Below are 21,036 nucleotides of genomic sequence, written 5' to 3'. Positions count from 1 at the left end.
ACGGATTTGCTGTCCATATACCCCTGGGGGTATGCTGAACACCTTAGACCCACCGACAGAGGAGTACCCGGATGTGCCGTGCAGTTGCCTGCAAGAAGTGCGGAAAGACCACCTGGGCCGGTTGCGGCCAGCATGTTGACCAGGTCATGCGGGGCGTCCCCAGTGCCGACCGTTGCCGCGGCCATGAGGGCGAAACCAGCGCCAAAACCACCACCAAGACCGGCTTCTTCGCCAAGCTGTTCGGCCGGTAGACGCCAGCAGAATCCGCCGGCGAGTGCTGCCGGCTGTGTAAGCCGAGGGCGCTACCCCAGGCGGTAGCCGGCGTCGCGGGCGGTGAGGATGCGCTCTGCGCCGATCTTCAGCTGCAACTGCCGCACATGCACGTCCACCACGTTGGACGTGCCGTCGAAGTCGCGGCCCCAGACGTGGCTGAGCAGTTGTTGCCGGCTCAGGACCTGCCCCGGGTGCAGCAGGAACATTTCCACCAAGGCGAATTCGCGGGCGGAGAGCTCTACCGTCCTGCCGTCGACGCTGACCGTGAGGGCGTGCAGGTTCAGCTCCAGCGGGCCGTAGCGCATGATGCTCCCCGTAAGCGGATCGCCGGTGTCGGCTGTGCGAAGCCGGGCCCGGACGCGGGCCTCCAGTTCCTCGAGGGGAAACGGCTTGACGATGCAGTCGTCGGCGCCGCCCTCCAGCGCTGCGAGAGTGTCCGCGGCTGACCCGGGGGCCGCGAGGAAGATGACCGGGATCCCCGCCTGCCCGTGGCGGAGGGCCGCCAGGACGGCGAAGCCGTCAAGCCGGCGAAGCCCGGCAGCCAGGAGCAGGAGATCGAATTCGCCGCTGGCCGCGAGGTCCGCTGCCGTGACGGAGTCGGCGACCACGCTCGGGGCGTAGCCAGCCACGCGCAGGCCCTCTTCGATGAAGCGGGACATGCGTTCGTCGTCTTCGGCTATGAGGATGCGGATCATGGCGACTCCCAGGAACAGCCCGGCTCCGGACGGTCCGCCACGTCCGTGCGCATCGGCGCGGTGCAGTCCGCGCGAAGCCTGTCGCTGCAATTTTGCGCCGTCGCTTACGTGAACCGGGAGGGCTTCCGGAGCCTTCTTTCATCCTGCCCCTGTAACGGTGCGTGCGCCACCCTTGAACGGTTGATATTCGGACTATTAACCGTCCGCGTGCTGCTACTGCCCGAACAGGGCACCGGTGAGCTGATGCGTCAGCTCGTGGATGAGTTCGAGACGGGCCGCGCTGTCGGCGTCGTTCGGGCCCCACGTGTAGATGACCACCGCATAGGAGCGGTCGCCCGCACTGAGCAGCGCGGCGTCGTGGACGTATCCTTCCACCACGCCGTACTTGTGGTGGACGGTGATTTCCGGGGAGACCGCCGCCGGGATGAGGTCCTCGTCATTGGTGTGCTGCATGTAGCCCAGCAGCTCCGCGGTGTGCCCGGTGTTGAGGAGCTTGCCCGTGGAGAGCTGCTGGAGGAGCCGGGCCATGTCGGCCGGGGCCAGGAGGTTTTGCTCGGGATCGTAGGTGATGCCCAGGGTGGCGGCGTAGTCGGTCAGTCGGGGGTAGCCGATATCCCGCATCAGCAGGATCCACGAGTCGTCGCTGCTGGTGTTGATCATGGCCTTGAGCTGGAACGCGGCCGTGAACGCGCCCAGTTGAGTATCGAGCGACTTTTCGCCGGTTTCCACGAGGTGGTAGTAGGCGGCAGCCGTCAGGACCTTCGCCGTGCTCGCCGCCGTGTATGGTGCCACATCGCCGTAGCTCTGCAGCGCTCCGTCGCTGGTGTCCATGATGGCGACGCCGATCCTGTGATCGGGGTGTCCGCCGATGATCCGCTGGATCTCGGCGGGGAGGTCGACGGCGGCGCGGGGCGAGGGCGACGGCGGCGCGGCTGACTGGCTTTGCGCCTGCCTGTGGCTGACGGTCAGGAAGTCGCCCTCGGGCGACGGTCCGGTGCGGATGGCACCGAAGACGACGACGGCGGCCAGCACCAGCGCGGCGGCGGCCCAGATCAGAATCACGTTCCGGCGGTGGTGAGGCGCGGCCGGCCGCGGGCCCGGAGTCGTCATGTGCGTGGGCCCTCCGGACTTAACTGGGTGCTCAGCACACGCGTGCTGGGGCGGATCGTTTCGACAGGTTCTTGACTGGCAACGGTGGTGTCTCCGACGTTAGGCGCGGCCGCAGGCGAAGTCCACGGACCGCGCGGGGCGCCCCCGAAGTCTTTCCAAAGTCCTAGGAGCGCAGCCGGTGCGGGGCGATCTGCAGGTGGTGCTCCAGGACGTAGTCGGCGATCGCCAAGGCGGAGGTCGCCGCAGGGGAGGGCGCATTGCGCAGCAGTGTGACGGCGCCCAGCCGGTCCACGGCGAAATCGTCCAGCAGGGAACCGTCGGCAGCCCACGCCTGGGCGCGGACCCCGGCGCCGGCCTTCCTGGCGAGGTCGCCGGGTTGCAGTTCGGGCAGGAACTGCCGGGCCTGCCGGAAGTACAGCGGCTTGAGCAGTGACGCCGAGATTTCCCGGGCACCCATCCGCCAGTGCTGCCGGGCCAGGGCCGCGGCGCCGGGCCACCGGAGCGAGGCCAGGGTGTCCGGCAGGGACACCCGGGCCCACGAGTAGCCCTCCCGGGCCAGGGCCGGCACCGCGTTGGGGCCCACATGGACGTCGTCGTACACGCCGCGGGTGAAGTGCACGCCCAGGAACGGGAAGCGCGGGTCCGGGACCGGGTAGATCATGCCCCGGACCAGGTGGCTCCGGGCGGCGGCCATCACCCAGTACTCGCCGCGGAACGGCAGGATCGCAGGCGACGGGCTGGCCCCGACCATCCTGGCCACGACGTCCGACTGCAGTCCGGCGCACACCACCAGCCGGTCGAAGATGTGCGTGGCGGCCGGCGTGGAGACGTGCACGGCGCCGCCGGCATTGTTGACGGCCGTCACCTCCTGGCCCAGGAGCACGGATCCGCCGCCGCTCCGCACATCCTGCGCCATGGCTTCGGTGATGGCGGCGTAGTCCACGACGGCGGTGTGCGGTGAGTGGACGGCCGCGACGCCCGCGGCGTGCGGCTCGACCTCGCGCAGTTCCGCCCGGGTGAGCCGTTTCATGTCCGGTACGCGGTTCTCCCGGGCGCGGCGCTCGATCTCATCGAGCCGCGGCAGTTCCGCCTCGGTCACCGCGACCACCAGCTTGCCGAGCTCGCGGTACGGCAGGCCCTTGTCCCGGCAGTAGTCACGGGTGAGGGCCCGGCCGCGGGCGCACAGGACGGCCTTGAGGGATCCCGGCTGATAGTAGAGGCCGGCATGCACCACGCCGGAGTTGTGGCCTGTCTGGTGCGCGGCCACCCGGTGCTCCTTTTCCAGGACCGTGACGTGGAAGTCCCCGGTCCGGACCAGGGCACGGGCAATCGCCATGCCCACGATCCCGCCGCCAATGATCCCGATCCGAGCCGCCACGCGCGCCGCCTTCCCCTGCACTCCAACGCCTGTTGTTGTGGACCCTATCCCGAACGGCGCCCGGATGTCAGGGGAGTCCGCGCCGTGAGGCACGGCCGGCGGTTCTACTACGCTGGCAATCATGACCCGGAATATTACTGTCAGCCTGCCGGACGCCGCATTGCGTGAATACCTTCAGCCGCACCCGGACGTCACCGTCCTGGAATGGGACTTCGCCGGTGAGCCGCCCCGCCCGCGGATCGACATCGTGGTGCCGCCGTACATGGGCGGCCCGCAGGTCCTGCAACGCCTGGAAACCGTGGACACGGCGCTGGTCCAGAGCCAGTCGATCGGGTACGACGGCGTGGCGGACTTCCTGCCCTCCGGCAGGGTCTTCGCCAACGCGGCCGGTGTCCACGAAACCTCCACCGCGGAGCTGGCGCTGGCCCTCATCCTGGCCAGCCAGCGCGAGTTCCCCCGCCTCATCCGGAACCAGCAGGAGGGCCGGTGGGATGCCCGCCCCACCGCCAGCCTGGCCGACCGCCGCGTCCTGATCGTTGGCTACGGCGGGGTGGGCAAGGCGATCGAGGACCGGCTCCTTCCGTTCGAGACCAGCGTGACCCGGGTGGCCAGCAGGGAACGGACGGACGAACGCGGCCCCGTTCACGGCATCGCGGAGCTCCACGCGCTGCTGCCGGAGCACGACATCGTGGTGGTGGGGGTTCCGCTCAGCGACTCCACCCGGCACCTCGTGGACGACGCCTTCCTCGCGGCCATGCCCGACGGCGCCCTGCTGGTGAATGTGGCCCGAGGCCCCGTAGCGGACACCGACGCCCTGGTCCGGCACACAGCCACTGGCCGGATCCGCGCCGCGCTGGACGTCACCGATCCCGAGCCCCTGCCGCAGGACCACCCGCTGTGGCGGACCCCGGGCGTCATCATCAGCCCGCACGTGGGCGGGGCGAGTTCGGCGATGCGGCCGCGGATGGGACGGCTGCTCCAGCGGCAGATCGAGCTGATGCTGGCGGGCGAACCGGCGGCCAACGTGGTGCTGGGCGGCTGACACCTGCCGGACTCCGCAGCCCGGGCCGGTTACTGCCGCGGAATTCTGGAGGGGGTGACTGGGATAAGCTCGCTCGGGACCGGGGCAGGCATCGGTTCCAACTCAAAGACGTAACGGGCGGGCATTCCTTGGATTTATTGAGCGGTATGAATCGCGACGAACTCCGCATCCTTTCCTGGGTTACGGCCGCCATCTTCGTGGTTGTGGCCGGCGTGTGGCGTCCACGCAGGCTTCACTGGACCGTGCTGGGTTCCGTCCTGCTCTTCGCGGCCCTCAACGTAGGTGCCGGTATCTACGTCCTGAACCATTTCGAAGATCCGCGCTGGTCGCCGGGGGGAGAGCCACCGCTGAGCGCTCCATCGTTTGCCGGGACGCCTGTGGTGGGGCAGTTCCTGGGCCCCTTGGACTCCGCCCTTAACGGAGTGGTGGGCGGGGTGAACGAGTTTCTGGCCTTCAAGCGGGCGCTTCCCATCTCGCTGGACTTCCTTGCCGCGTCCGGCTGGGCCCTGCTGGTGTCCTTCCCGCTTGCCATTCTGGCTGCCTCCGTCAGTTTCGCCGTGGCCAGGCGCCGGACGGCGGACTTCGCAAGATACCGGGCCACCGTTGACGTGCTCCAAGATGAGCTTGAGCAGGTCAAACGGCAGATCTCGTCGGGGAATGCCGCCGGCACGGACCCCGCGAGCGTGCCCCGCGGGCAGCTTACCGCCACGGATTCGCCCTGAGAGGAACCCGGCCCGCTCACGGCATCCGGACGTAAACTGACCCTCACATCGTTCTGTGTGAAACTGTCCGAGACGCGTGAACTGGAGAGCGGATGCTCTGGAAACTGCTCGTCGAATACCTGCGGCCGCAGCGGCGGCTGCTGCTCGCCGTCGTCGTCTACCAACTGGCGGCGTCCATCGCCTCGCTGTACCTGCCCACCCTGAATGCGGACATCATTGACCAGGGCGTCGCGAAGGGGGACACGGACTACATCCTGCGCATCGGCGGCATGATGCTCATGGTCACGCTGCTGCAGATCGCCTGCACCATCGCCGCCGTCTATTTCGGCGCGAAGGCCGCGATGGCGCTGGGCCGGGACGTCCGTGGCGCCATTTTCACCCGGGTGGCGGAGTTTTCCGAGCAGGAAGTCACCCGCTTCGGTCCGCCCAGCCTGATCACCCGCTCCACCAACGATGTCCAGCAGGTCCAGCAGCTCGTCCTGATGTCCGCCACGCTCATGATCACGGCGCCCATGCTCTGTATCGGCGGGGTGATCATGGCCATGCGGCAGGACCTGCAGCTGTCCTGGCTGATCGCCGTCAGCGTGCCCGTGCTGCTGGCCGCGGTGGGGTCGATCATTATCCGGATGGTGCCGCTGTTCCGGCTCATGCAGACCCGGATCGACACCGTCAACCGGGTGCTGCGGGAACAGCTCACCGGCATCCGGGTGGTGCGGGCCTTCGTCCGGGAGGACGTGGAGACCGCCCGCTTCGCCCGCGCCAATGAGGACGTCACGGATACCGCGCTGCGGGCCGGCCGGCTCATGGCGCTCGCGTTCCCCACCGTGATGCTGGTGCTCAACGTCTCCAGCGCGGCCGTGATCTGGTTCGGGGCGTTCCGGATCGAGGACGGCTCCATGCAGGTGGGCACCATGATCGCGTTCCTGAGCTACCTGATGCAGATCCTCATGTCCGTCATGATGGCCACCTTCATGGCCATCATGATCCCGCGGGCCTCGGTCTCGGCGGACCGGATCAGCGAGGTGCTCGGGACCGAATCCAGCGTCCGGCCACCGCTGCGTCCGGTTTCGCGCGCGGCCGGGCGGGCTGCCCGGGGCGAACTGGAGATGCACGACGTCGGGTTCGCCTACCCGGGCGCCGAGCAGCCGGTGCTCTCCGACGTAAGCTTCACCGCCCGCGCGGGGCAGACGACGGCGATCGTCGGCAGCACCGGCTCCGGCAAAACCACCCTGGTGAACCTGATGCCGCGGCTCTTCGACGCGACGTCCGGTTCGGTGCGGATCGACGGCGTGGACGTGCGCGAGCTCCACCCGGACCTGTTGTGGGGGCACATCGGCCTGGTCCCGCAGAAGCCCTACCTGTTCTCCGGCACGGTGCGCAGCAACCTGCTCTACGGCAAGCCCGACGCCACCGAGGCCGAGCTCTGGCAGGCACTTAGCATTGCCCAAGCACAGGATTTTGTGCAGGAGATGGAGGGCGGGCTGGACGCGCCGATCTCTCAGGGCGGCACTAACGTCTCCGGCGGCCAGCGGCAGCGGCTCGCGATCGCCCGGGCCCTGGTGAAACGGCCCGAGCTTTACATCTTTGACGACTCCTTCTCCTCACTGGACACCGCCACGGACGCCCGGCTGCGGCTGGCCCTCAAACAGAGCACGGCCGGGGCCACCCTGGTGATCATCGCCCAGCGGGTCTCCAGCATCGTGGACGCGGACCAGATCCTGGTGCTGGACCGCGGCAGGATCGTCGCGCACGGCACCCACGAGGAGCTGCTGGCGACGTCTAAGACGTACCAGGAGATTGTTAATTCCCAGCTCGCAGCGGAGGAGGCCGTATGAGCCGCACCGACAAGGCTCCGACACCCTCCGCCACCGGGGCACCCGTCGCCGCACCCGGCACGTCCACGCCCGGCGCTTCCGGCGGCGCTCCCGGCGCGCAGGCCCCGCTGCGGATTCCCCGCCCGGCGGGCGGCCCCGGCCGTGGCGGCCCGTTTGCCGGGATGAACATTCCGGCGGAGAAGGCGATGAACTTCTGGCCGTCCGCGAAGCGGCTTCTGGGGGAGCTGCGGCCTGAGCGGCTGTGGCTGACGCTGGTCCTGATGCTCGCCGTCGTGAGCGTGACGTTCTCGGTGATCGGTCCCCGGCTGCTGGGCGAGGGCACCAACCTGATCTTCGCCGGCGTCGTGTCCAAGCAGCTGCCCGCCGGGGTAAGCCAGGAGCAGCTGATTGCCCAGCTGCGCGCCGCCGGGGAGAACCAGAAAGCGGACATGCTCAGCGCCATGACGCTGACGCCCGGCACCGGAATCGACTTCACCGCACTGGCCACCGTCCTGCTGTGGGCGCTGGTGCTGTATGTGCTGGCCTCGGCGTTCGGCTGGATGCAGGCGTACATCCTCAACGGCGTCGTCCAGCGCACGGTGTTCCGGCTGCGCGAACGGATCGAGGCCAAGATCAACCGGCTGCCGCTGCGCTACTTCGATTCCGTGCAGCGCGGCGAGCTGCTCAGCCGGGTCACCAACGACGTCGACAACATCTCGCAGAGCCTGCAGCAGTCCATCAGCCAGGCCGTGACCTCGCTGCTGACCGTCGTGGGCGTGCTGGTGATGATGCTGCTGCTCTCGCCCACGCTGGCCATCATTGCGCTGGTGACCATTCCCCTGACCCTCGTGACCACCGCGGTGATCGCCAAGCGCTCGCAGAAGCTGTTCGTGGCGCAGTGGAGGCACACCGGCGAGCTCAACGGGCAGATCGAGGAGACGTACACCGGGCACGCGCTGGTGAAGGTCTTCGGCCGGCAGCGCGAGGTGGAGGAGCGGTTCCGGCAGAAGAACGTGGAGCTGTACCAGGCGAGCTTCGGCGCGCAGTTCATTTCCGGGCTGATCATGCCGGCCATGACGTTCATCGGGAACCTGGTCTATGTGGGGATCGCCGTGGTGGGCGGCCTACAGGTGGCCGCCGGGGCGATGCAGCTCGGCGACGTGCAGGCGTTCATCCAGTACTCCCGGCAGTTCACCCAGCCGCTGGCCCAGCTGGGGTCCATGGCGAACCTGCTGCAGTCCGGTGTGGCCTCTGCCGAGCGGGTGTTTGAGCTCCTGGACACGGAGGAGCAGTCGGCCGATCCTGTGCCCGGCGAGGCTCCTTCCGATGGGCGGGGGCGGCTGGTGTTCGAGGACGTCTCCTTCTCCTACTCCCCGGACAAGCCGCTGATCTCTTCCCTCAGTCTCGTGGCCGAGCCGGGGCAGACCGTCGCCATTGTGGGCCCGACAGGAGCGGGCAAGACCACGCTGGTGAACCTGATGATGCGCTTCTACGAGCTCGACGCCGGGCGGATCACGCTCGACGGCGTGGACGTCACCGCGATGACCCGCAACGAGCTGCGCTCGCGGATGGGCATGGTGCTGCAGGATACCTGGCTGTTCGGCGGGACCATCCGGGACAACATCGCCTACGGCCGGCCCGGTGCCTCGGAGGAGGACATTGTGGAGGCGGCGCGGGCGACGTACGTGGACCGGTTTGTCCGGTCCCTGCCGCAGGGCTACGACACCGTGCTGGAAGACGAGGGTTCGAACGTGTCCGCCGGCGAGAAGCAGCTACTGACCATTGCCCGGGCGTTCCTGGCCCGGCCTTCTGTGCTGATCCTGGACGAGGCGACGAGCTCGGTGGACACCCGCACCGAGGTGCTGGTGCAGAAGGCCATGAGCGCCCTGAGGTCCGACCGGACTTCGTTTGTCATTGCCCACCGGCTCTCTACCATCCGCGACGCCGACCTCATCCTGGTGATGGAGGCCGGCCAGATCGTGGAGCAGGGCACGCACGCTTCCTTGTTGACGGCCGGCGGGGCGTACGCGGCGCTGTATGCGGCGCAGTTCGCGGCTCCTGTGGCGGAGGTTTAGTAACCTGCCGGGCAGCTAGGAAGTCATTTTTAATTCAGCAGACTTAGTTCGCCGAGACGTGAATCCAACTTCCGAAATTGCTCAGATGGTAAAAGGTCGTTCAATGATTTCCAGCTATCAAGGATCCGATGAACCATCTCTTTGGCTCGGATTCTCGCTTCCTTGTACCCAAAGCCAGTGGCGCCCCCTAGCCGTTCGAAACTTTCAGCATTGATAGCCGCAAATTCCTTTGTTCCATTCAGATTCAGGCCTAAATCGTCCTTGGGAAGATATAAAACTGTAGGAACGATATCGTAGGCTGGGCTAAGCGCTGGAATGCGGCCGTCTGGATATATAAGTGACCAATTTTTCAGGTGAGCATCACCATTGCCAATCATGATGTTGAAAACTATGCGATCTATGACCTCACCCACCACATCAACACCGACAATTTTAGAAATGTAGTTTGCGATGGATTCGAAATTAGCATTACTGTACTTCGCATTAATGCGCGCAGTTGGAATGTCAAGGACTTGAGCTAGTTCCTCGGCATGCACGCGCTGTCCGTTGGGAAGTCGATCGTATCTTTCAATAAGTAATGAGTTCCCGGGAAGTTTCGAGGACCATCTGCCCAACCCCTGAATGTTTGAGGCGTCAACCAAGGATACTGGCGCGACATTCAGGCCGACCAATTTTGCCAAGGTCATGGCTGCGAATTCGGCTTCTGGTACGCCCCCGAAGTCGGACCGACCGTCGGGCATCTTCAGGATCGCATCTCCCGACTTACCCGAAACCGGGACGGTCGGCCCGCGGTCGGTGGTTGCCACGGAAAATTTCAATTGCACGCCGGCAAGGCTGAATTTCAGGAGTGGTTGCAACTCCTCATCTTCGTCGGGCGAGATCGATAATTCTGGGACCTTATGCTCGCCGTCTTCAGATAGTAGGGTCGCCCGAACTGCGCCAGGGAGGTCATCCGCACCAAGTCGAGCAAGAAGCTGGAATTCCCGGACCGGATTAATTTGAGCCGCAGCTGCCGTCTCTAGCCGGAGTATTCCCTCCGGAAGTAGATGAGAAAACCAGCGGGGAATGGCGGCCGTGGCTCTTGGGGACCAGTGTTCGCCCTTCTCTTCGAAGATCTGACCCAAGACTGGTCTATTTGCCAGACGCCAATATTCTGGTTTCGACTCATACCAGTTCGTGTCGTTCTGACTCCTCAGGTAGCCAACGCTCTCCCATATGCCGTCTGGTTTTTGAATCTCTACCAATAGACTCGTTGTTTTGGGATTATTCGTCATCGTTAGGGACCGTCTCGGGATCGCTGACCATGAGGTTAGAAAGGGGAGGCCTAGCCGGAAGCCCAATGTCCATTTTACTGTTCAGAAACGACAGTGTGGATTCCAAGATGTCGCGCTCGCGTTGAGCCAGAAACCCGTCAGGATTGAACTGGCGTAGCTCTGATGCCGCAGCTGAAGAGATGTTGTGGGACTTCAGTATTTCTCGAGATTCGGCACCTGTTAGCTTGGGCCACTCCGGAAGCCAAAAAGCTCGATTTGCTACTAACGATCTCGGGCCAGGCACCAGTTGGCCGATGGCGGACGTCCCTCTAGATTCCAACACCTGAGGTACGTCTATGGCCTGACCGGCAGGGTCCAACGGGCCGAGCGCATTCAGGGCCAATAGGAAAAGTCGTCCATTTCCTCTCGCCGTCATGAAGCTGTCCAAATTCAGGTTAGTCAATTCACTATCGCCAACATTGTCCAGTAGGCGCTTAGCCGCCGTAAATGGGTCAGGAGCGAGTTCAGGCCTTCCCTTCTTCGGATTGACCACTTGGATCGCCTTGCGTAGAGCAGGTGTCTGGCCAGCCTCCCTGCCGAACCCATGGACCCATCCTCGCCATAGCCACCTCCCTAGCAGTTCAAGAATCCACTCGTCAGGCTCGGGGTGAAGGTCAAAGAAAGCGGCGAGAACGGGGATGGGGAACGTTGATGGCAGGAGCAAGAGATGTGGTGCTCCTTGGGTATTCAAGAAGGAGAAGACCCGACTCAGTGCGCGTTCTGTGCGGTCATACCAGTCAGCGAGCTCATCTCCCTCGTCGAACTCGTCATGAATGTCCCTCTGGACATCCCCTCCTCTAATGGCCAGAAGACTCTGGACGACCTTTCCCTCGTCAAGGCGCCCGAATCCTCTGGAACGTAGCTCCTCTACAACGGTTGCGGGACTCCCCTCTTCGGCACCTTGTGCGAAAAGCGCGTGGAATACCTGTGCTCGAGAGATGGGCTTTCCGGCGCTGTTGACCCGATCGAAGACTTCGCGGAGCAGGCTTTCGTCGTTCTCCTCGACGATGTACGCCGGTATCTTGTAGTCGCGAAGGGCGCCACCCAGACCATCCGCCGTCTCGAGGTCAGCGTCTTCTAGGTCGTCGCCGTGGGCTCGCAGCCAAGCGAGCAAGCGGCGAGATTCGAGTGCTTCACGAATCGGTATGGATCTCGGGGGACGCATGCCTCGAAGAGGTCCAACAAATCGCTTGCGAGACAAGTCAAAAAAGACGTCGAATCTCTCATCATGTCGGTGTTCAATAGGTGAAAGGCTTGCCACAAGAGACGTGACTCGCTGTTGACCATCTACGATCCAGAGTCCCTCCGGGTCTTCAGGGACGTCAAATTCTATGGGGCCAAAGCGGCTGGTGCCTGGCTTAAGAGGTTGCTGCCAGAGTAGCAATGTTCCGACTGGGAACCCGCGGTACAGGCTGTCGAAAAGTCTTAGAACGTCCTTCGGATCCCAGACAAAGGAGCGCTGAAAAGTCGGCACCCGCAATTTGCCAGACATCGCCTGACTGACGATCTTGGGTATGTCCCAAGTTGTAGTAGTTGACGCCGACCGGTCAAGCGGCTTTTCGTTCCTTTGCATGATTCCCATTGTCCTTCAGGCTCAGCCTTCGACCGTATGATTCTACGTGTCAGTTCGAGCCTATATGAGGTGTCCGGCCGACATAGTCCATCATCCGCGGAAGCGAAGATATCGTTAGCTTTAGTCCCGGGGTTGCCCGAGGCGACGGATACTGACGGCGGCCGCGGCCTCATTCTCGCAACATCGCGGTCGACTGGGGGCGAGGCTTGTGCCGAACGTCTCTGCCCGCTGGTGCCAGGCCACGGTTCCAACCCGCGCAGCCTCGGCGCGCCGGCCGACTCCACCACGATCTTACTGCCCAGCACCAGACGGCAGATTCTACGTACTCGGCATCTGACGAACAGATTACGGTCCTGGGGAGCGGGCTTCATTCAGCATTTAGGAGGCGCAGAAGCGAACACGTTGTGGCATCTGTGGCCCTCGGTCGATTATTGCCCGTTCGCGCGCCAAGACGAAGCCCACAGCGTCGAGAACCGCAGCGAACTTCCCGCCTCCGACGCCAGGGAATATCACGTTCAGCAAGGGTCGGATAGATTTTTCTGAGGGACCATGGTTGCTGGTCAAGGCTAGGAGAGTTCCTGACCTGAAGTACGTACTGGCAGGCTCAAGCGAGCTTCTACACGAGCGGCCAGGGTTGCGCCTACGGGTCAGGTCAACAAGTAGCACCCGTGCGTGGAGCAGGCGCTCGACGCGGTGCTGCAGGGCGGCGACTTCTTCGGCGTCGAGGAGGTCGGCCACCTCAGCCGTCGACCGGCAAACGGGCGGCCGGCTCTCGCCTCGGCGCTAGCAAGCGTGTTCGAAAGGTAAGCCCTATGGCGATTGACCTCAATTGTTCCACCTACCTCATCGACGAATACGTCGCGCTGATCGAGCGGCTGTCGGGGACGCAGCGGAGGCTCAAGTGCGAGCACTGCGGGCTTGAGTGGCTCCGCGGCGAACCGGAGCGGAAGAAAATCCCCTTGCCAACGCTCGAGGACATCAAGAAGCGGTCACCGAAGCCCGGGGACGTCGATCCCGCGAAGCTCGCACGGGGTAACGAACTCAAGGCCGCGTTCCTCAATCGTGAGCCCGAGCCTGAGCCGAACGTCGTCCCGTATTGGGCCAAGTATCAGAAGGTCTTCAGCGCCGAGGGCTTGCCGAAAGCGGACCCTCTGGATCTGAAGGGTTTCGCCAACTCAAACGTTGGCGCCAACCCAGGAAGCATGTCCGTCCTCAATGAGGCATGGAAAGAAATGGGCCCCGAGGCCGGCGCTGCACAGATCCGCATGGCAGTCGAGTATCTGCTTCGCGGCACAACACCCGTTGATCTGGAGGACCGTCTGACCGCCCTCATCAAAGACACCACACCCTTCGCCATGAAAGGGTTCAAGGAGTCGCTGCTCACGAAGGTCCTCTGAATCGTCGGCCCCGAGAGGTACCTGACGATTCTCATGTCCACCGGCATGGCCGGCAAGCGGGAGATCGCACGGTCGCTCTGGGGTCTCGAACTGCCCGACCCCGAAAAGGTTAACTGGACTATTGGACGCCTCATGCTGTGGAGCAACGACTTGCTGATTGCCCTTCTCGGCGAGGGATTTCGGCATCAGCAGCACGCTGTCGAAGTCCTGTGGTGGGCCAAGGACAAGGCCTAGACATGATGGTTTCGGCGGCAGGAGCGGTGACGTCCGGTGGAGGGATCCACTCACGGGCGCTCAATGCTGCCACGTCTAACATCACCCGGTTAGGGCCTACACTCGGGGCTATGAGCACATATGAACCCGCCGAACTCGCTCGGGAACTCGGATACACCAACGAGCACCGACCGGGGAAGGTCGTCCGGGACTATCTTCGGAAAAGATACCCAGAGCACCCGAAGTACCAGAGGTGGGTGCTCGATGAAGCCCAGGCCGCCGACGTTCGCGTCAACGTCCCACGGAAGCGCTGACTGTTCGCCTTAAACGGAACGGCAAACCGCCATTTCAACTGCGACCTAACCGCCGGTCCCGGCCCCACCATCATGTTCCTGCTCAGCAGCCACGGCGCAAGAGTCTGTTAGCCGACAGGGTCTTCGGGAGGGTGGTGGCCGACCTCGATCATGGCGTTGAACCGCTCCGGGTCTTCCAGATAGTTCAGGGATGAGACTTCGCCGGTTTTCTTGTCGACAAGTGTGGAACCTCGGCCCATGAGCTGGCAACTGTAGTCACCGTCGATGACGAGCCGGCGGCCACCGTCCACAAGGCACCAAGCGCGGTCGTCTTCGAAACCGTAGTCGGCAACGACATATTCGCCGCAATCGTCCGTTACCCACGTGGGACGGATCGTGTCGAGGGCGATCTGCCGCGCCCGTTCAAAAGTAATCATGCTCCGGAGCCTAGTCCGTCCGGTGCGGGGACCGCGTCCAGATGCAATCCGATGCCCAGGCCGATGGGCGTCGAAACTGTTTCAATAGAAAGCTGTTCGAGATGCAACCGTTGACCGATTAATCCACCCCTCGAGGGAGCCTGGAGGAGGAGGTTCATCGTCTCCAATTTACCGGTCGGGGTCTTGAACTATATTCGGACAAGGGAAGGCCGGACTGCATTGCCGGCAAAGGAAGGCGGATTTCTGAATGGCCCGAATGCCGCCAGCCACGGTGGAAGTGAGCAACGCGGTGGTCCAGCGCCTTGTCCGGGACCAGCGGCCCGACCTCGCCGATTGTCCTATAGAGCGGGTTGCGAACGGCTGGGACAACGCGACCTTCCGGCTCGGTGACCGCCTGGCCGTCCGGCTGCCGCGCCGGGCGGAGGCCGTTCCGCTGATACTGCAAGAGCAGCGCTACCTTCCCGACATAGCCCGCCGCTCCCCGGTTGCGGTTCCCGTCCCCGGCCGGCCGACGTCGGACTTCCCATGGCCGTGGAGTATCGTGCGGTGGGTCCCCGGAGCCGCTGCGGCCGACGTCGGCCCGGCGGGCCGCGCGTCGGCGGCAAAAGGCCTGGCCGATTTCCTGCTGTCCCTTCATGTGCCCGCCGAATCCGGCATCCCGGTGAACCCTTTCCGGGGCGTGCCGCTGACAGACCGCGACGGTGTGCTGGTGGAACGGCTCAAGGACCACGAACGCTACCCGCAGTCGGCCGCGCTGAGAGCAGTGTGGGCGCAGGCCTGTGCCGCCAAAGTCTGGGGTGGTCCGGCGATGATGCTCCACGGGGACCTCCACCCCGGCAACATCCTGCTGGCGGACGACGGCTCCCTGGCCGGCGTCATCGACTTCGGCGACGTCGGGGCAGGGGACCCCGCTGTCGATCTTGCGGTGGGGTGGCTGATGTTCGACGCCGGCACACGCCGCCGCTTCATGCGCGCCTTTGGCTCCGCCGTGGACGGGGACACCTGGATGAGGGCGCGCGGCTGGGCTCTCATCCTGTCCACCGCCATGCTGAGCAACTCCGACGACAATCCGCGGATGTTCGCCGTAGGGAAATTCGGGATCAGGCAGATCCTGGGTGACGGACCTATCCTGTATCTCTGACGCCGGCGTTATTGTCAGTGCCTCCTCATATGCTGTGAGTGTGGAAAGCAGAGCAGCTGCGGAGACGTTGGAGGCCATGGAGGCCTCCCTCACTGCGATGGCTGCATGTGCCGGTCGCGGAGCCGGGAACCCCGCCTCGACTGACACTGACTTTCTCCGGGACGAAGCGGACGCGTGCCTGGACGGCATGGCTGAGGTAGGCCGCATGGAGGCCAGGCTTGCCGCGCTGAAAGTGCACTTCGCCGCCGGATATGCCCGCGCTGCCGCCGCCATGGCGTCCCCGGCCGTTTCCCCGCAGGAGCGCACCGCCCAGGAAATGGCGGTGACAGCAGAGGTGGCCTGTGTCCTGACCGTGAGTGAAAGATCGGCGGCGGCGCTCCTGGCTGAGTCAGCCAAATTGACCACCAGGTTGCCCCTCACGCTGTCTGCGCTGCAGGCAGGAAGCATTTCCTGGCAACACGCGCGGGTGATGTGTGATGAAACGTCCGGGCTGGATCCCGCCGCGGGCGCTGCTTTGGAGGCTCATTTCCTGGACCCCGAAGCTGACTTTGCCGCGCGCGGCTGCCCGGCAGGGGAGCTAGTTCCGGGCAGGTTCCGGGCCAAAGCGCGCAGATGGCGTGAGCTGCACCATCCTGTCAGCATCGAAGCGCGGCACCGCAAGGGTGAGGAGGACCGTCGGCTGGAATATGTGCCGGACCGGGACGGCATGGCCTGGCTCTCGGCCTATCTGACTGCTGATGTGGCGGTGGGTGTATGGTCCCGTGCCACGGAGGCGGCGCGTGCCCTGCAGGGGCCGAATGAATCCCGGACCCTTACCCAGCTCCGTGCGGACGTCGCCGCTGACTGGCTGCTGGCGGGGGTGGCGGAAGGAACTCCGTCACCCAAGGCGCAGGTCCTGGTGACCGTGCCGGCGCTGTCTCTTTTAGGCGCCGCGTCGGAACCGGCCACGCTGGACGGGTATGGTCCCATTCCTCCGACCATGGCCCGTCGGCTTGTGGGGGATGGGGCCGGATCGTTCCTGCGTGTGCTGACCGATCCGCGCAATGGAGCGCCGCTGGAGATCGGGCGGACCAGTTACCGGGTTCCGAAGGCGATGCGCCAATGGTTGCGGCTTCGGGATGGCCGGTGCCCTTTTCCAGGCTGCAATAACCATTCTCTGGATAACGAAGCGGATCACGTGTTGGCCTGGTCCGAGGGAGGCGGCACCGGCATCACCAACCTGGGTCAGCCATGCCGGCGGCACCACCGTCTCAGACACACCACAGCATGGAGGCCGGTCGACGCCACCCGGGACCAGCCACCCGGCTGGATCTCACCCGCGGGACGCTCGTATCCCAGCGAACAACAAGACTGGGAACCGCCACACTGGCCGCAGTCCCTCGGGGACGCCGGTGAAGGCCCCGCGGCGGAACCGCCCGACTGGGAATTGGAACCGCCCGATTGGGAAACGGATCCGCCCGAATGGCCGGACGTACTTGCCGGTGCCGTCGGACCCGGCGAGACCGAGCCGCCATTACCGGTGGATCCCTTTCCCGGCTGGGCACTGTTCATCGCGGCGTAGGATCGGCGCTTCCTAGATTCGGCGCTCCATGCTCCGACGCCCCTCCATGCTCCGATGCCCAGGGGAGCACGTACACACGGTGGGCGTTCTCGTGTGCGACGAGTTGCACAATCCTGCGGGCGTCTGCGTCGGAACAGTCGTCGTCGTCGATCCATCCGCTCACTACCTTGGTGATTGCGGTGCGCCACAATCTCGCGCCGAGGTAGTGAAGTTCGGCCGGGCCGTATGCGTCGGAGTGATAGGGCAGCTGATGACGGCAGCGCCGACAGCCAGGATTCTGGAAGAAGTGGCCCGCGAAGGCCAGGGCGCGGGCTGACCGCTGAGAATCCGGTAATCCCCGCCGGATGAGTTAGCCGCGACAACACAGCCGCCCTGGCCCACCATCACTAACAGGTTAGGTGCCCCGGGCGAGGTGGACCGGTGCCGGGTGGCTGTTCAAACCTAAGCACGGCCCTGAAGGATCAGGTTCCTGTCGGCCCCGCCCTCACTTCGCCATCACGGTGCGGGCTGCTGGGCCGTTTTCGAACTCGAGGACACCTCGGGCTGCGGGGTCGGTTCGGTCGTGGGGGCGGGGTCCGGGCTCTGGCCGGTTTCGGGGACGACGTCCGCCGGCATGGTGACGCTTGGTTGGCCGGCTCCCGGCACTGCGGTTCCGGCCGAGCCGCTGTCCGCGCCACTGGGGCTACCGTCCGTGGTCAGGCCATCTTTTTTGTTGGCGCCTTCCTGGACTTGCCCCGGCACTTGCGCGACTTGCCCAGGCGCGTCCTTCACGTCCTTGGTGGATGCGTCCGTTTTGTCCGGGGCGGTCGGAGTGCCGCTCAGCGCTGTGCCCAGCGTCGTCGTGGGCCCGGCCACACCACCCTCGATGCTCGACGTCGACGAGACAAGGCTGGAGATGGGCTTATTGGTTCCGAATTCGAATGCAGTGACCCCGACCATCGCGATAACGAATGCGGCAGCACTGACCGCCCCGACCTTGATCCAGGTCTTGGGGGTGAACTGCATCCTCACCCGTTTGGCTCGAGGTCTCTCGGCCGGAGCGCTGGCGGCCAGCACGTCGCCGTCGTCAGCGGGCAGTCCACCCACGCGTCGCTGGGGCATTTTCCTCAATGCCACGGCGGCGGCCGAGCTGAGTGTTCGGGCATAGAGAGCGGCGCCCACCGTGGCAACGATAGAGCCGAGTGCGGCGCCGATAAGGGTCCCGGCGACGCCGAGGAAGGACCCCACGAAGGCAGAGGTCACCGCGGCCAACGCCGAGCCAATAGTCTGGGTGCCGCTTAGCCCGAGGAGCTGTTTCGGCTTGTCTTCGTTAGCGGAGTCTGCAGGCATCTTCAAACACATTTCAGTCAGGTAATGTTACGAACAGATAACTTTACCTGCCTGCGGCTCACTCCCGGCTGCGGCCGTATTTATTTGTGACGCTTCTCACGGATGAGGGGGCAAGGTTCATGCCGCTGCGGCCTACGGGCCGGCGCTAGTCCAGGGGCAGCGTTATGGTCACACATGTTCCTGCGGCGGCGGACGAATCGATCATCACCTCTCCGCCAGCAAGGTCCACCGCCAGGCGCATAAGGCGTAGCCCCATGCCGGTGTGCCGGCCAATCATGGCTGCCGGTGCGTCGAAACCACCGCCGTTGTCGGTCACTTTGAGCTGAATGCCGTGGGTCATGCCGTGGGAGACGCAGCTGAGCCGGACGGTGACAACTGATGCCTGAGCGAACTTATAGACATTGCTGAGGAGCTCCTGCGCCGCCCGGTACAGAAGAGTTGCGGACTGTCGGTCCACTTCCATCCGGTGGCGCGGAGTCTCCAGATGCACCACGATGCCGCGTTTGCGGAGGGGGAGGGTCAGGCGGTCAATTGCGCCGGTCAGTCCAAGGGCATGGAAATCGACCGGGTGTGTATCGGTGAGGACGCCACGTACGGCGACGACTTCATCGCTTTGTAGTGATTTCATATTCTTACTGTGCGCCTGTGCCGTTGGCATTTTCCGGTGACGCGCCGAGAGCAGAGGCAGGATGTCTCGCCGTCGTCTGCCTGTCAGAGGTCATCCGGCCCGCGGTGTTTAGGTGCCTGCGGGTTGGAATAACTCGACCACATTTCCGGACGGGTCCTCCAGCAGGATCTGCTGACCGCCTGGGCCTTCGACGATGTCGCTTCGGAACGTGAGGCCGGCCGCACGGAGTGCTGCAACTACCGCTAGAACTCAAAGTCCCGCCGTCGTCCGCTTGTTCATGGCGGCCTTCCCGACGTCGGCGAGCCTCTTGAGCGGTCCGGTCGGGAGCGTTATGAGGGGCGTCGGGGACTAATTCGGTGAAGGGTGCGGTTATGCAGTCGGGGCCGGAACCGGTTCTGCGCGCAAAGCGCCCTGCACGCGGATGGGAACGAGATCACATGACGACATCGACTGCCGACGGAGTCGGCTTCCGCTCCAAACGCGGACCTGTCCTCATTGCCCTGATGCTCTCCACGGGTCTGGTGGCGATCGATGCGACCGTGGTGGCGACGGCCGTGCCGTCGATCGTGCAAGACATCGGCGGGTTCGCGTCGTTCCCGTGGCTCTTCTCCGCCTACCTGCTGGCGCAGGCCGTGTCAGTACCTGTCTACGCGAAGCTCTCCGACACCATCGGCCGCAAGCCGATCATGCTCATCGGAATTGGCCTGTTCCTGCTCGGCTCGATCCTGTGCGGCGTCGCCTGGAGCATGCCGGTCCTCATCGCCTTCCGCGTGGTGCAGGGCCTCGGTGCCGGAGCGGTCCAGCCGATGGCCATCACCATCGCCGGCGATATCTACACGCTGGCAGAGCGGGCAAAAGTGCAAGGCTACCTTGCGAGCGTGTGGGCAGTTTCCTCGGTGGTTGGCCCGACGCTCGGCGGAGTGTTTGCCGCGCTGGGCATCTGGCGTGGCATCTTCCTCGTGAACATCCCGCTGTGCCTGGTGGCAGGGTGGATGCTGGTCCGGTCGTTCCACGAAAATATTGAGCGCGTGCAGCACCGGGTCGACTATCTGGGAGCGGGGCTGCTCACAGTTTCGCTCACCCTGCTCATTCTCGGGGCCCTCGAGGGCGGCCAGGCCTGGGCCTGGGATTCCGCCATCAGCATTGCAGTCTTCGCGGGCGGCGCCCTCTTGTTCGCCGCGTTCCTCCTGGTTGAACGGAGGGCGGCGGAGCCGGTCCTGCCGCCGTGGGTGGTGTCCCGGCGGCTGCTGGCCACGACGGCGATGATCGCCTTCGGCGTCGGAGCGGTCATGCTTGGCCTCACTTCTTACGTTCCCACGTTCCTCGAAGGAGCACTCTCCACCTCCCCGATCCTGGCCGGGCTCGCCTTGGCGGCCCTGACCATCGGCTGGCCGATCAGCGCGTCCCAATCGGGCCGCCTGTATCTTCGGATCGGGTTTCGGAATACGGCCCTGATCGGCATCACGGTCACCGTCATCGGCACAGCAGTCCTTGCCCTCACCGCCTCCGTCCCCAGCGTTGCGCTTGTCGCGGGCAGTTGCTTCATCGTCGGGCTGGGTCTCGGGCTCGTCGCGACCCCGACACTGATCGCCGCCCAATCGAGCGTCGAATGGAACGAGCGCGGTGTGGTCACCGGCACCAACCTGTTCGCGCGGTCGATCGGCAGCTCCATCGGCGTCGCCGTTTTCGGGGCGATAGCGAACGCTGTCTACGCCGGCACTCCGCACGGCGAGACGGACCCCCAAACAGTCGTCGCGGCCTCCTGCGCCGTCTTCCTGGCCGTCTTGATCGCCGCCGTGCTCACCGTCGTCGCCGTCATCGGCATGCCCGCCACAAAACCCGTCAAGCAGGTCCACGCAGCAGCGCGAGAGTAATTCAGAGCCAGATGAGCCCTTGACGGGGCGGGAGAGCCCGCCGCCGGTCCCGCTGGTCACATAGTTGCAGCCCGGCAGCCACCGTCATTGCCGCTGCCCGTACCGGATCGACCGGAAGCGGAGTAATGTGCGGATTCTCAGCGAAGAGCGGGCTCCGTCCCGTTCCCT

Annotated in this window: 20 protein-coding genes; 12 read left to right on the top strand and 8 right to left on the bottom strand. The window is 64.8% G+C overall.

Annotation, left to right across the window (positions count from 1 at the left end; all coding sequences use genetic code 11):
- The first annotated feature begins 71 nt into the window (after positions 1–71).
- Complete coding sequence (locus ABD243_RS14655) at positions 72–251, top strand: hypothetical protein (protein WP_344367123.1); 180 nt, start codon at positions 72–74, stop codon at positions 249–251.
- Between the two features lie 51 nt (positions 252–302).
- Here the strand turns inward: ABD243_RS14655 and ABD243_RS14650 are convergent, their stop codons facing one another.
- From ABD243_RS14650 to lhgO, 3 genes are all read right to left on the bottom strand, one after another.
- Positions 303–968 (bottom strand): response regulator transcription factor, encoded by a 666-nt coding sequence (locus ABD243_RS14650; RefSeq protein WP_344367121.1) that lies wholly within the window; start codon positions 966–968, stop codon positions 303–305.
- 213 nt (positions 969–1,181) lie between these two features.
- Complete coding sequence (locus tag ABD243_RS14645; RefSeq protein ID WP_344367119.1) at positions 1,182–2,030, bottom strand: serine hydrolase; 849 nt, start codon at positions 2,028–2,030, stop codon at positions 1,182–1,184.
- A gap of 211 nt (positions 2,031–2,241) precedes the next feature.
- Positions 2,242–3,456, bottom strand: a complete 1,215-nt coding sequence (lhgO, locus tag ABD243_RS14640) for an L-2-hydroxyglutarate oxidase (RefSeq protein WP_344367117.1) — start codon at positions 3,454–3,456, stop codon at positions 2,242–2,244.
- Positions 3,457–3,577: 121 nt separating this feature from the next.
- On the opposite strand from lhgO, the gene ABD243_RS14635 reads away from it, so the two are divergent.
- The 4 genes from ABD243_RS14635 to ABD243_RS14620 all read left to right on the top strand — a co-directional run bounded on the left by ABD243_RS14635 (position 3,578) and on the right by ABD243_RS14620 (position 9,109).
- Positions 3,578–4,498, top strand: a complete 921-nt coding sequence (locus ABD243_RS14635; protein WP_344367115.1) for a 2-hydroxyacid dehydrogenase — start codon at positions 3,578–3,580, stop codon at positions 4,496–4,498.
- 146 nt (positions 4,499–4,644) lie between these two features.
- On the top strand, positions 4,645–5,220 hold the full coding sequence (locus ABD243_RS14630) for a hypothetical protein (RefSeq protein ID WP_344367113.1): 576 nt from the start codon (positions 4,645–4,647) through the stop codon (positions 5,218–5,220).
- Between the two features lie 92 nt (positions 5,221–5,312).
- A complete protein-coding gene (locus ABD243_RS14625; protein WP_344367111.1) occupies positions 5,313–7,055 on the top strand; it encodes an ABC transporter ATP-binding protein in 1,743 nt (580 codons plus the stop codon).
- A complete protein-coding gene (locus ABD243_RS14620) occupies positions 7,052–9,109 on the top strand; it encodes an ABC transporter ATP-binding protein (RefSeq protein WP_344367109.1) in 2,058 nt (685 codons plus the stop codon). The genes ABD243_RS14625 and ABD243_RS14620 overlap by 4 nt, the downstream gene beginning before the upstream one ends.
- A 29-nt stretch (positions 9,110–9,138) precedes the next feature.
- Here the strand turns inward: ABD243_RS14620 and ABD243_RS14615 are convergent, their stop codons facing one another.
- Both ABD243_RS14615 and ABD243_RS14610 read right to left on the bottom strand, forming a co-directional pair.
- Positions 9,139–10,383: a type II toxin-antitoxin system HipA family toxin gene (locus tag ABD243_RS14615; RefSeq protein WP_344367107.1), complete on the bottom strand. Its 1,245-nt coding sequence runs from the start codon at positions 10,381–10,383 to the stop codon at positions 9,139–9,141.
- Positions 10,373–11,995, bottom strand: a complete 1,623-nt coding sequence (locus tag ABD243_RS14610) for a DUF262 domain-containing protein (RefSeq protein ID WP_344367105.1) — start codon at positions 11,993–11,995, stop codon at positions 10,373–10,375. The genes ABD243_RS14615 and ABD243_RS14610 overlap by 11 nt, the downstream gene beginning before the upstream one ends.
- Positions 11,996–12,667: 672 nt before the next feature.
- Here ABD243_RS14610 and ABD243_RS14605 point away from each other — a divergent pair.
- The 4 genes from ABD243_RS14605 to ABD243_RS14590 all read left to right on the top strand — a co-directional run bounded on the left by ABD243_RS14605 (position 12,668) and on the right by ABD243_RS14590 (position 13,919).
- Positions 12,668–12,802: a hypothetical protein gene (locus tag ABD243_RS14605; protein WP_344367103.1), complete on the top strand. Its 135-nt coding sequence runs from the start codon at positions 12,668–12,670 to the stop codon at positions 12,800–12,802.
- Positions 12,803–12,807: 5 nt separating this feature from the next.
- Positions 12,808–13,392, top strand: coding sequence for a hypothetical protein (locus ABD243_RS14600; RefSeq protein ID WP_344367101.1), 585 nt, complete (start codon positions 12,808–12,810; stop codon positions 13,390–13,392).
- Between the two features lie 33 nt (positions 13,393–13,425).
- Positions 13,426–13,626: a hypothetical protein gene (locus ABD243_RS14595; RefSeq protein ID WP_344367099.1), complete on the top strand. Its 201-nt coding sequence runs from the start codon at positions 13,426–13,428 to the stop codon at positions 13,624–13,626.
- A gap of 110 nt (positions 13,627–13,736) precedes the next feature.
- Positions 13,737–13,919, top strand: a complete 183-nt coding sequence (locus tag ABD243_RS14590; protein ID WP_344367097.1) for a hypothetical protein — start codon at positions 13,737–13,739, stop codon at positions 13,917–13,919.
- Between the two features lie 107 nt (positions 13,920–14,026).
- Here ABD243_RS14590 and ABD243_RS14585 read toward each other — a convergent pair whose 3' ends face one another.
- Positions 14,027–14,335 (bottom strand): hypothetical protein, encoded by a 309-nt coding sequence (locus tag ABD243_RS14585; RefSeq protein WP_344367095.1) that lies wholly within the window; start codon positions 14,333–14,335, stop codon positions 14,027–14,029.
- A gap of 256 nt (positions 14,336–14,591) precedes the next feature.
- Here ABD243_RS14585 and ABD243_RS14580 point away from each other — a divergent pair, with 256 nt between their 5' ends.
- Together ABD243_RS14580 and ABD243_RS14575 are read left to right on the top strand one after the other, a co-directional pair.
- Positions 14,592–15,476: an aminoglycoside phosphotransferase family protein gene (locus ABD243_RS14580; protein WP_344367093.1), complete on the top strand. Its 885-nt coding sequence runs from the start codon at positions 14,592–14,594 to the stop codon at positions 15,474–15,476.
- Positions 15,477–15,552: 76 nt separating this feature from the next.
- On the top strand, positions 15,553–17,037 hold the full coding sequence (locus tag ABD243_RS14575; RefSeq protein WP_344367160.1) for an HNH endonuclease signature motif containing protein: 1,485 nt from the start codon (positions 15,553–15,555) through the stop codon (positions 17,035–17,037).
- A gap of 495 nt (positions 17,038–17,532) precedes the next feature.
- Here the strand turns inward: ABD243_RS14575 and ABD243_RS14570 are convergent, their stop codons facing one another.
- Both ABD243_RS14570 and ABD243_RS14565 read right to left on the bottom strand, forming a co-directional pair.
- Positions 17,533–18,366, bottom strand: a complete 834-nt coding sequence (locus ABD243_RS14570; protein WP_344367091.1) for a hypothetical protein — start codon at positions 18,364–18,366, stop codon at positions 17,533–17,535.
- A 145-nt stretch (positions 18,367–18,511) separates the two neighbouring features.
- Positions 18,512–18,994: a sensor histidine kinase gene (locus ABD243_RS14565; protein WP_344367089.1), complete on the bottom strand. Its 483-nt coding sequence runs from the start codon at positions 18,992–18,994 to the stop codon at positions 18,512–18,514.
- A gap of 437 nt (positions 18,995–19,431) precedes the next feature.
- Between ABD243_RS14565 and ABD243_RS14560 the strand changes: the two genes are divergently transcribed.
- On the top strand, positions 19,432–20,868 hold the full coding sequence (locus ABD243_RS14560; protein ID WP_344367087.1) for an MFS transporter: 1,437 nt from the start codon (positions 19,432–19,434) through the stop codon (positions 20,866–20,868).
- Positions 20,869–21,036 lie beyond the last annotated feature (168 nt).

The organism is Arthrobacter humicola, from assembly GCF_039531445.1.
GTDB classification, from domain to species: Bacteria; Actinomycetota; Actinomycetes; order Actinomycetales; family Micrococcaceae; genus Arthrobacter; species Arthrobacter humicola.
This window is presented reverse-complemented; position numbering and strand designations above follow the sequence as displayed.

What these genes read in the sequence shown, in the direction of transcription:
- ABD243_RS14615 (WP_344367107.1), bottom strand. Translation starts at nt 10,383, where the DNA reads ATGACGAATAATCCCAAAACAACGAGTCTATTGGTAGAGATTCAAAAA.
- ABD243_RS14560 (WP_344367087.1), top strand. Translation starts at nt 19,432, where the DNA reads ATGACGACATCGACTGCCGACGGAGTCGGCTTCCGCTCCAAACGCGGA.
- ABD243_RS14590 (WP_344367097.1), top strand. Translation starts at nt 13,737, where the DNA reads ATGAGCACATATGAACCCGCCGAACTCGCTCGGGAACTCGGATACACC.
- ABD243_RS14565 (WP_344367089.1), bottom strand. Translation starts at nt 18,994, where the DNA reads ATGAAATCACTACAAAGCGATGAAGTCGTCGCCGTACGTGGCGTCCTC.
- ABD243_RS14630 (WP_344367113.1), top strand. Translation starts at nt 4,645, where the DNA reads ATGAATCGCGACGAACTCCGCATCCTTTCCTGGGTTACGGCCGCCATC.
- ABD243_RS14635 (WP_344367115.1), top strand. Translation starts at nt 3,578, where the DNA reads ATGACCCGGAATATTACTGTCAGCCTGCCGGACGCCGCATTGCGTGAA.
- ABD243_RS14575 (WP_344367160.1), top strand. Translation starts at nt 15,553, where the DNA reads ATGGAGGCCTCCCTCACTGCGATGGCTGCATGTGCCGGTCGCGGAGCC.
- ABD243_RS14655 (WP_344367123.1), top strand. Translation starts at nt 72, where the DNA reads ATGTGCCGTGCAGTTGCCTGCAAGAAGTGCGGAAAGACCACCTGGGCC.
- ABD243_RS14625 (WP_344367111.1), top strand. Translation starts at nt 5,313, where the DNA reads ATGCTCTGGAAACTGCTCGTCGAATACCTGCGGCCGCAGCGGCGGCTG.
- ABD243_RS14600 (WP_344367101.1), top strand. Translation starts at nt 12,808, where the DNA reads ATGGCGATTGACCTCAATTGTTCCACCTACCTCATCGACGAATACGTC.
- ABD243_RS14580 (WP_344367093.1), top strand. Translation starts at nt 14,592, where the DNA reads ATGCCGCCAGCCACGGTGGAAGTGAGCAACGCGGTGGTCCAGCGCCTT.
- ABD243_RS14570 (WP_344367091.1), bottom strand. Translation starts at nt 18,366, where the DNA reads ATGCCTGCAGACTCCGCTAACGAAGACAAGCCGAAACAGCTCCTCGGG.
- ABD243_RS14610 (WP_344367105.1), bottom strand. Translation starts at nt 11,995, where the DNA reads ATGCAAAGGAACGAAAAGCCGCTTGACCGGTCGGCGTCAACTACTACA.
- ABD243_RS14585 (WP_344367095.1), bottom strand. Translation starts at nt 14,335, where the DNA reads ATGATTACTTTTGAACGGGCGCGGCAGATCGCCCTCGACACGATCCGT.
- ABD243_RS14595 (WP_344367099.1), top strand. Translation starts at nt 13,426, where the DNA reads ATGTCCACCGGCATGGCCGGCAAGCGGGAGATCGCACGGTCGCTCTGG.
- ABD243_RS14620 (WP_344367109.1), top strand. Translation starts at nt 7,052, where the DNA reads ATGAGCCGCACCGACAAGGCTCCGACACCCTCCGCCACCGGGGCACCC.
- ABD243_RS14650 (WP_344367121.1), bottom strand. Translation starts at nt 968, where the DNA reads ATGATCCGCATCCTCATAGCCGAAGACGACGAACGCATGTCCCGCTTC.